General features: G+C 52.8%; 2 protein-coding genes. Both read left to right on the top strand.

The window, feature by feature from the left end; all coding sequences use genetic code 11:
• Nucleotides 1–76: 76 nt before the first annotated feature.
• Entirely contained in the window at nt 77–1,018 is a 942-nt protein-coding gene (locus B3520_RS06685) for an efflux RND transporter periplasmic adaptor subunit (protein WP_286804871.1), read from the top strand.
• A gap of 10 nt (nt 1,019–1,028) precedes the next feature.
• Nucleotides 1,029–3,927 (top strand): efflux RND transporter permease subunit (locus B3520_RS06680; protein WP_286804870.1); only part of this gene is annotated, 2,899 nt, incomplete at its 3' end.

Genomic DNA, 3,927 nt, shown 5'->3' with positions numbered 1-3,927 from the left:
ATGACTGCCGAGCCTCTATCTACCAGCAGACTTTCCCGTTGACCACCAGCGCTGAAAAAACTATAGGAACAAGACTATGCGACACAGATATTACGTTATTCTTTCGGTACTAATGGTGATTCTTACTTCGAACGCTGCTTTCACTCAGGACTTTATTGAACCTAGGGGGCGGGATGAAGCGCACGAAAGGAATCGAACAGAGCATGAAGGAGAGGAGGTGGTTCGGATCAGTTCAGAGACGGCACAAAAAGCCGGACTAAGTACAAGCCAAGCTGGACCCGCTACCCTCGACCGCATTCTTCGGGTGTACGGAAAGATCGTTGTGCCACCTGGCCAGGAAACCCACATGAGGGCACGGTTCCCTGGTCAAGTCTATCAGGTTCATGCCCAGATTGGCGATCAGGTTGAAACCGGCGATTTACTCGCTGAAATTGAGTCCAATGACAGCCTGAGGACCTACCAGCTTCGCTCGCCGATCAACGGGGTTGTCGTCGACCGCCAAACAGCGGTTGGCGAACTAACACAGGATCGAGCGCTTTTCTCTATTGCCCGTTTAAACCCACTTTGGGTGGAGCTTCACGTATTCCCGGCACAACGATCGGCCGTTTCGAAAGGGCAAACGGTTCTGCTGTCTTCTGACAGTGTTAAAGGAACGGTGACGCTTAGCCATGTTCTTCCTGGAAGTGAACGGCGGCCCTACCTTATTGCTCGAGGTACACTTGACAACCGAGACGGACAATGGACACCCGGGCTGCTTGTTATGGGGGAAATTGTCGTAGAGTCATTTCAAGCCTCTGTCGCGGTGGACAATCGCGCCCTGCAAACAGTTGAGGGTAAAACGGTGGTTTTTACCAATAAGGATGATGTATTCAAAGCGCAATTGGTAGAACTTGGCCGCAGTGATGACCGTTACACCGAAATCCTTTCTGGGCTCGAAGCGGGTGAACGTTATGTCGTGGGCAACAGTTTTTTGGTTAAAGCTGACCTTTTGAAGTCAAGCGTCGAAGACCACGATTAGGAGTCAGACGATGATCGAATCGATTCTTCGCTTCTCAGTCGAGCGGCGCTACCTCACTTTGTCCTTTATTTTTGTACTGATCGGCTTAGGTGTGTGGAGCTATCAGCGCTTACCGATTGATGCAGTGCCTGACATCACCAACGTTCAGGTACAGATCAATACCCAGGCTCCGGGTTATTCGCCTCTGGAAGCCGAACAGCGCATTACCTATCCGGTAGAGACGGCGCTTGCAGGGTTGCCAAATCTATCATATACGCGTTCTTTGTCCCGTTATGGGTTGTCGCAAGTGACAGTGGTGTTCGAAGATGGCACCGATATCTACTTTGCTCGAAACTTGATCGACGAGCGTCTAGGCGCGATTAAGAACGATCTTCCGCCAGGCCTTGAGCCCGAGATGGGTCCCATAGCAACCGGTCTCGGTGAAATTTTTACCTATACGGTTGAGGCCTTGCCTGGAGCGGTAAAGGCTGACGGAACACCGTACGATGCAACGGCATTGCGCGAAGTTCAGGACTGGATTATAGAGCCGCAGTTGGCTCTTGTACCCGGTATAGTCGAGATTAACACGATCGGCGGCTTTGCCAAGCAATATCACGTCACCCCCGACCCACGAAAGCTTCTGGTTTTTGACGTGACCTTGGACGATGTGAGCCAGGCCCTACGGAACAACAACAACAATCGCGGCGCTGGCTATATTGAGCACAATGGCGAGCAGCTGTTGGTGCGATCGCCTGGTCAGTTGCAAACGATAACCGACATCGAACAGGTGGTGGTGAAAATTGTCGATGGGTCGCCAGTGCGTGTTGCAGACATCGCGGAGGTCGCGATTGGAAAGGAGTTGCGCAGTGGCGCGGCTACGCGAAACGGAGTTGAAACCGTTGTTGGTACAGCGATGATGTTAATGGGAGCGAACTCCCGCGCTGTGGCTCGCGATTTGGCGATAAAGCTTGAAGAGATCGAGTCTTCTCTTCCCGAAGGCGTACGGGTGGACACCGTTTATGATCGCACCACTTTAGTGGACAAGGCCATCGCGACCGTAAAGAAGAACCTCTTGGAGGGCGCGTTGCTTGTCATAGCAGTGCTCTTTGTGCTGCTTGGAAACATTCGTGCAGCGCTGATTACTGCCGCAGTGATTCCTTTATCGATGCTCGCCACCGTTTTCGGTATGGTCAAGACAGGAGTGTCTGCCAACTTGATGAGCCTCGGCGCACTGGATTTTGGCCTGATTGTCGACGGGGCGGTCATCATCGTGGAGAACGCGACACGCCGCCTGGCAGAAGCTCAGGCGTCTGATAACAGCAAGCTCGAACGAAAAGAACGGCTTTGGTTGGTTTTTGAAGCGACTAACGAAGTCATTCGACCGAGTCTATTCGGGGTGTTGATTATTACGGTCGTCTACATTCCGTTGTTCACGTTGACTGGCGTCGAAGGGAAAATGTTTCAGCCGATGGCTGCTACCGTTGTAATGGCGCTTCTGGCAGCATTGGTGCTCTCATTGACTGTGGTTCCCGCGTCGGTCGCTGTATTTATGACCGGGCGCGTCAGCGAGAAAGAAAATCGTGCCATCGTCGCCGCAAAGTCACTTTATCGACCATTGTTGAGTTGGGTTCTCAGGTTACGATGGGGGATCATTTCCGGTGCCACTATTCTGGTTTTCGCATCAAGCTGGCTGGCCACAACACTTGGATCAGAGTTTGTGCCCCAGCTGGATGAAGGGGATATTACGGTGCAGGCGCTACGGGTGACCGGCACGGGGCTGGAACAATCGGTGGCGATGCAGGAGATGTTGGAAAGGCGCATTAGATCGTTCCCGCAGGTTGACAAGGTGTTAGCCAAGGTAGGCACAGCCGAGGTGGCGACGGACCCGATGCCTCCAAATGTGGTGGATAACTTCGTGATACTTAAACCGCGCAGTGAATGGCCGAATCCAAAGCTTCCCAAGGATGAACTGCTTCAAGAGTTGGAGGAGGCATTGGAGGAAGTTCCGGGCAATAACTACGAGATCACGCAACCGATTGAGATGCGCTTTAATGAGTTAATTTCGGGGGTTCGAGCGGATTTAGGAATCAAGGTCTTTGGTGATGACCTCGAACAGCTTCTAGCCTCAGCTGAGGCGATTCTCGCGGTTTTGAATGACATAGAGGGCTCAGCCGATGCACGGGTTGAGCAGGTTGACGGCCTACCAATGCTGTCAGTGCACCCCGATCGTATGGCGATCTCCCGGTACGGGCTCACCGTTGACGATGTACAGGATTTTGTTGCGACTGCTATCGGAGGTGAGTCTGTGGGATTGATCTATGAGGGGGATCGCCGGTTTGAGCTGGTGGTTCGTCTTCCAGAAAACGTGCGACGCGATGTCAAGCACTTGCACGAGTTGCCTGTGCCTTTGCCAGAGGGCGGGTATGCACCGTTGTCGGAACTCGCTACGCTCGTAATTGCGCCCGCGCCCAGCCAAATCAGCCGGGAAAACGGCAAAAGGCGAGTCGTGGTTATGGCAAATGTTCGGGGGCGGGATTTGGGGTCATTCGTAGCGGAAACCAAGCAGCGTGTCACGGCCGAAGTGAAGCTGAAGGCAGGGTACTGGCTAGATTATGGAGGTACTTTTGAGCAGTTGGCTTCGGCGAGTCAGCGGTTGTCACTTGTGGTCCCCGTGACGTTCGCTATTATTATTGTGATTTTGGTAGTGGCACTGGGCTCGCTTAAAGACGCACTCATTATCTTTACAGGCGTACCACTAGCGTTGACTGGTGGTGTATTGGCACTGTGGTTTCGCGATATGCCATTGTCAATATCGGCTGGCGTTGGCTTTATCGCGTTATCCGGTGTCGCGGTGCTGAACGGTTTGGTAATGCTCGCATTTATCCGCGATCGTTGGCACGTGTCAGGTGTATTAGTTCAGACCAAATCTG

This window comes from Marinimicrobium sp. UBA4509, from assembly GCF_002388575.1.
In the GTDB taxonomy this organism is placed as follows: Bacteria; Pseudomonadota; Gammaproteobacteria; order Pseudomonadales; family Cellvibrionaceae; genus Marinimicrobium; species Marinimicrobium koreense.
The sequence above is the reverse complement of the archived record's forward strand: the minus strand, read 5'-3'. Positions and strand labels throughout refer to the sequence as shown.